5 protein-coding genes and 1 pseudogene are annotated in these 5,554 nt (G+C 72.6%); 3 read left to right on the plus strand and 3 right to left on the minus strand.

Features of this window, described 5'->3' with window-relative positions:
- A pseudogene (locus VJS38_RS16405) lies at positions 1-310 on the minus strand (ATP-dependent DNA helicase); the annotation flags it as partial.
- A gap of 156 nt (positions 311-466) precedes the next feature.
- Between VJS38_RS16405 and VJS38_RS16410 the strand changes: the two are divergent.
- The 3 genes from VJS38_RS16410 (at position 467) to pdeM (ending at position 4,298) form a co-directional block, all read left to right on the plus strand.
- Complete coding sequence (locus VJS38_RS16410) at positions 467-880, plus strand: hypothetical protein (RefSeq protein WP_324089225.1); 414 nt, start codon at positions 467-469, stop codon at positions 878-880.
- An 83-nt stretch (positions 881-963) separates the two neighbouring features.
- The gene (locus tag VJS38_RS16415; protein WP_324089226.1) at positions 964-3,558 is read left to right on the plus strand and encodes a ligase-associated DNA damage response DEXH box helicase; all 2,595 of its coding nucleotides are present in this window, start codon (positions 964-966) and stop codon (positions 3,556-3,558) included.
- The gene (gene pdeM, locus VJS38_RS16420) at positions 3,555-4,298 is read left to right on the plus strand and encodes a ligase-associated DNA damage response endonuclease PdeM (protein ID WP_324089227.1); all 744 of its coding nucleotides are present in this window, start codon (positions 3,555-3,557) and stop codon (positions 4,296-4,298) included. Before VJS38_RS16415 ends, pdeM begins: the two co-directional genes overlap by 4 nt.
- A gap of 15 nt (positions 4,299-4,313) precedes the next feature.
- Here pdeM and VJS38_RS16425 read toward each other — a convergent pair whose 3' ends face one another.
- Both VJS38_RS16425 and VJS38_RS16430 read right to left on the minus strand, forming a co-directional pair.
- Positions 4,314-4,808: a DUF3429 domain-containing protein gene (locus tag VJS38_RS16425; RefSeq protein WP_324089228.1), complete on the minus strand. Its 495-nt coding sequence runs from the start codon at positions 4,806-4,808 to the stop codon at positions 4,314-4,316.
- Between the two features lie 167 nt (positions 4,809-4,975).
- The coding region (locus tag VJS38_RS16430; protein WP_324089229.1) for a tetratricopeptide repeat protein at positions 4,976-5,554 on the minus strand (579 nt) is incomplete at its 5' end.

Genomic DNA, 5,554 nt, shown 5'->3' on the forward strand with positions numbered 1-5,554 from the left:
GGCGCGGCGGTTGCAAGCCGAGCGCGACGGCGACGCCGCGCGGCGTCGGCAGGCAGAAGCGCGCCGGGCGGACGAAGGCGAAAAGCTCCAGCGCGTCGAAGATCGCAGGCCCCCGCGGCGGCGCGTTCAGCCCCAGCCGGCGCGCGCTCATCGCCGCATGCGCCACCAGCACCGGCCCGCGGTCGAAGAGGTCGCGGGCGTCGGGCGCCCGCAGCGCCTGGGCGCCCGAGCCGTCGGCCACCGCCGCGCGCGGACCCGGCAGGACCACCAGCGCAGGTGCGAGTTCGAGACTGACGGAGGGCGCGTTCACAAGTCCACGACTAGCCGCATTCTCCTCGGAACGAAACGGAAACCGGCGCCGCACGTTCACCTGACGCAGCCATTCAGCCGCGGTTCAGCAAGCGAGGTCTAACAAAGGATTAAACATGTTCGATCCCGCGCGTGCGGGGCGGACCAGGAGGTCCAGATGCGTAAGTTCCTCACTGCGGCGCTCGCCGCCCTGACGCTGGGCGGCGCGATGGTCGCGACGACGGCGCCGGCCGAGGCGGGGCCGTACGGCTGGCGCGGCGGCTATGGCGGCTGGCACGGCGGCTATGGCGGCTATAACGGCTACCACTACTACGGCCACCACGGCAGCAACGCCGGCGTGGCGGTCGCCGCCGGCATCGCCGGCCTGGCGGTCGGCGCGGCGCTGGCCAGCCCGCGGTCCTACGACAACGGCTATTACGGCGGCGGCTACTATGCGCCCGGCTACGCCTACCCGTCCTCGGGCTACTACTATTATCCGGAGCCCGCCTACCGGCTCTGCTCGGGCGGCCACTGGGTCTGGGACCCCTACGCCGGCCGCAACATCTGGGTCCGCGAGCGCTACTACTGCTGACGGCCTCCGCGCCGCCCTCGCTCAACCGCAGGGCGGCGATAAGGCCGGTGAAACGGAACGGGAACGTGCTATAGCCCGGGCCCATGGCTGACGCCGCGGGTCCCTGCTCCGACCTCCTGCCGCCCCGGTTCCGCGACTGGTTCGCCCGGCGTGGCTGGGCGGCGCGTCCGCACCAGCTGGCGATGATCGAGAAGGCCCGGGCCGGCCGCGACGCCCTGCTGATCGCCCCCACCGGCGGCGGCAAGACGCTGGCCGGCTTCCTGCCCAGCCTGATCGAGCTTGCCGAGCGCCCGAAGGCCAACACCCACCCGGGCCTGCACACCCTCTACATCTCCCCCTTGAAGGCGCTGGCGGTCGACGTCGAGCGCAACCTGACGGCGCCGATCCTGGAGATCGGCTTGGCCGTCGTCGCCGAGTCGCGCACCGGCGACACCGGCGTCGCACGCCGCCAGCGCCAGAAGGTCAAGCCGCCCGACATCCTGCTGACCACGCCCGAACAGCTGGCCCTGCTCTGCGCCTGGGAGGGCGCTCGCCTGCTGTTCGAGCGCCTGGCTTGCGTCATCCTCGACGAGATCCACACCCTGCACGCCTCCAAGCGCGGCGACCTCCTGGCGCTGGGCCTCGCCCGCCTGCAGCAGTTCGCGCCGGGGATGCGGCGCGTCGGGCTATCGGCGACGGTGGACGATCCGGAGGTGATCAAGCGGTGGATGGGGCGGTGCGGGAACGCCCCCTCCGTCTCGCTACGCGAGCCACCTCCCCCGCTTCGCGGTGGAGGATCTGAGCGCCAAGATGCTCCACCGCTTGCGGGGGAGCTGTCGGCGAAGCCGACTGAGGGGGCGTTCGGCGTCGACCTCGTCACCGGCCCCGCCGGCGCGGCCCCGATCGTCGACGTCCTGCTCTCCGAGGGCCGCGTCCCCTGGGCCGGCCACACCGCCCAGCACGCCATGGAGGAGGTCTACGAGGTCATCAAGCGCGCGCGCACCGCGCTGGTCTTCGTCAACACGCGGTTCCAGGCGGAGTTCGCCTTCCAGGAGCTCTGGCGGCTGAACGAGGACGCCCTGCCGATCGCCCTGCACCACGGCTCGCTGGCCGCCGAGCAGCGGCGCAAGGTCGAGGCGGCGATGGCGCGCGGGAGCTTGCGCGCGGTGGTCTGCACCTCCACCCTCGACCTCGGCATCGACTGGGGCGACGTCGACCTGGTCATCCAGCTGGCCTCGCCGAAGGGCGCCTCGCGCATGGTCCAGCGGATTGGCCGCGCCAACCACCGCCTGGACGAACCCAGCCGCGCCCTCTTCGTCCCCGCCAACCGCTTCGAGATGCTGGAGTGCCAGGCCGCGCGCGAGGCGATCGCCGAGAACGCGCTGGACGGCGAGGCCGCCCGCACCGGGGCGTTGGACGTGCTGGCCCAGCACGTCATGGGCTGCGCATGTTCCGAACCCTTCGACCTGCTGGCGCTGTTCGACGAGGTCCGCTCCAGCGGCCCCTACCGCGACCTTCCCTGGGAGGATTTCGAGCAGGTCGTCGATTTCGTTTCCACCGGCGGCTATGCGCTGAAGACCTACGACCGGTTCCGCCGCATCGTGAAGGGCCCCAAAGACGACCAAGGAGGGGACGGCCTCTGGCGGGTGCGCAACGGGGAGACCGCCCAGCGCCACCGGCTGAACGTCGGCGCGATCGTCTCGCCCGCCATGCTCTCGGTCCGCCTGGCCGGCCGCCGCGGGGGGGTCGGGCGCAAGATCGGCGAGGTCGAGGAGGGCATGCTGGAGATGCTCGATCCCGGCGACACCTTCGTCTTCGCCGGCCAGGTCTGGAAGCTGATGGGCGTGACCAACCTCGACGTCCTCGTCAGCCCGGCCGCCGACCGGGACCCGAAGATGCCGTCCTGGGGCGGCTCGAAGTTCGCGCTCTCCACCTTCCTCGCCCGCCGGGTGCGCCAGCTGATGTTCGACGAGCGTCACTGGGCGGTGCTGCCGGGCGACGTGCGCGAATGGCTGGAGCTGCAGAAGGCCCGCTCGCTGATCGTCGGCGAGGACGAGATGCTGCTCGAGACCTTCCCGCGCGGGCAACGTCACTTCATGGTCTGCTACCCGTTCGAGGGCCGGCTGGCGCACACCACGCTGGCCATGCTGCTGACCCGCCGGCTGGAGCGCCTGGGCGCCGGCCCCCTGGGCTTCGTCTGCAACGACTATGCGATGGCGATCTGGGCGCTGAAGCCGCTGGGCGGCCTCGATTTCGACCAGCTGTTCGCCGAGGACATGCTGGGCGACGACCTTGAGGACTGGCTGGCGGAGAGCTTCATGATGAAGCGCGCCTTCAAGGGCTGCGCGGTGATCGCCGGCCTGATCGAGCGCCGCTTCCCCGGCGAGCAGCAGAAGAGCGGCCGCCAGATCACCTTCTCCACCGACCTGATCTACGACGTCCTGCGCCGCCACCAGCCGGACCACCTCCTGCTGCGCTGCGCCCGGGCCGATGCGGCGACCGGCCTCATCGACGTGGCGCGCCTGGCGCAGATGCTGGCGCGCATCCGCGGCCGCATCCGGCATGCGCCTCTCGACCACCTGTCGCCCTTCTCGGTCTCGATCCTGCTGGAGATCGGCAGGGAGCGGTCCCCGGGCGGCGCGGGCGAGATGATCCTGGCCGAGGCGGAGGAAGACCTGATCGCAGAGGCCGTCGCGTGAACGCCCCGTTTTCACAAGTATCCGGGACAAGCTTCGCCTACGAGTTCGTATCCGCGGCCTGCGGTTCGCTGCACCTCTCGGTCGCCGGCGCCGAGGCGGCGTTGCGGCCGTCCGGCGCCCTCTGGCTTCAGGCGCACGGCGCGCTGGTGGTCGCCGACCTGCACCTGGAGAAGGGCTCGTCCTACGCCCGCCGCGGCCAGATGCTGCCGCCCTACGACACCCGCGAGACGCTGGGCCGGCTGGAGGCCGAGGTCGCCCGCCTCGCTCCCCGCGTGCTGGTCTTCCTGGGCGACACCTTCCACGACGGCGCGGCCGAAGAGCGGATGGAGACCGCCGACGCCGCCCGGCTCGGCGGCCTGGCCCTTGGGCGGGACCTGATCTGGGTGGTCGGCAACCATGACGCAGACGGGCCGCGGGGCCTGCCGGGCGAGACGGTCGCCGAGCTGGCGCTCGCCGACCTGACTCTGCGCCACGAGCCGCGCCCCGGCGTGCAAGCCGGCGAGGTCTGCGGCCACCTGCACCCGGCGGCCAAGGTCCGCAGTCCGCGCGGCGCGGTCCGCCGCCGCTGCTTCGCCACCGACGGCGAGCGCCTGATCCTGCCGGCCTTCGGCGCCTACGCCGGCGGCCTCAACGTCCGCGATACGGCCTTCGCCGGCCTCTTCGCCCGCCCCCCGCTCGCCGGCGCGCTCGGCCGCGATCGCGTCCACGCCGTCGGCTGGCGCTCGCTGGCGGGGGACTGAGGGGGCGTTCCGGCGCTAAGGCAGGAACCTCGCCCCGCTCCGCAGCGCCTGGTCCAGCGCCACGGCGAGCGAGACGCAGGCGGCGACCGTCACCGCGGTCGACAGGCGCGGGAAGCGGGCCGCGGTGTCGGGGACAGCGTGGTCCGACAGCCACTGCAGCATGAAGGCCGCCAGGTAGGCGGTGACGATCCAGGCCAGTTCGAGCCGCCAGCGCGCCAGCAGCAGTCCCCAGGCCACGACGCCGAACAGCAGCGCGCTGGCGAGACGGCCGCGCCGCGGCGCCCGGCGGCCGCTCTCCAGGCCCCAGCGGACGCCCGCCAGGAACGACAGCACCACAGCCGACCAGGTGAGCAGCACGGTCACCGCCTGGCGCGCGGCCTCGGGCGGCCCGTAGCCATAGATTCCCGCCGAGACCGGGAACGGCATCAGCGCGAGGATCGCCAGGATCCACATCGAAACCGGCGCGGCCTCATGCGCCCGCCGCGCGCCCGCCGCGCTGTCGTCGCTCACCACGTCAGTCCCTCCGCTCGAGAAGGATGCGATCCGCCAAATACGGCGTGATCATCGAATCGTGCTCCAGAATCAAATGGCTGGACGCACGCCGCGCCCGGGGCTGGTTGGCCGGCGAAGCTAGACCGGAACGCGCGATCTCCCAAGCGCCCAGCCCAGAACGTCGTTCAGCGGCTGAGGGCGACGCCGCGACGGGCGGCGGCGCCGGTGCGCTCCTGGAAGGCCGCCGCGGCGTTGTCGGCGACCACCTTCTGGTCCGGCGACAGCTGGGCTCGCAGGCTCTCGGCGTTGGCCCGGGCCTGGGCGTCGCCGCCGGCCGCGGCGATCGCGAACCAGGTGTAGGCCTGGACGGCGTCGCGCGGCACGCCGCTGCCCGCCTGATAGAGCAGGCCCAGGTTGAATTGGGAGTCGACGATGCCCTGCTCGGCCGCCGCCCGGAACCAGCGCGCCGCGCCCGCCAGGTCCTGCGCCCCGCCCTCGCCGTGGAAGTCGAACAGGGCGAGGTTGTGCATCGCCGAGGCGTCGCCGCCCTCGGCCGCCCGCTCGGTCCAGACCCGCGCCTCGGCAAGGTTCTGCCTGACGCCGTGATCGCCGGTCTCATAGAGCTTGCCGAGGTAGAATTGCGCCGGCGGATGTCCCGCCTCGGCGATCGCCTTCAGCTTGGCGAGCGCGCCCGGCTCGCCCGTCTCGACGCCGCGGGCGGCGTTGACGAAGGCGGTCTGCAAGGCGCCGGCGAGCTGCGCCGG

The sequence above is a fragment of the Phenylobacterium sp. genome (genome assembly GCF_035276905.1).
In the GTDB taxonomy this organism is placed as follows: Bacteria; Pseudomonadota; Alphaproteobacteria; order Caulobacterales; family Caulobacteraceae; genus Phenylobacterium.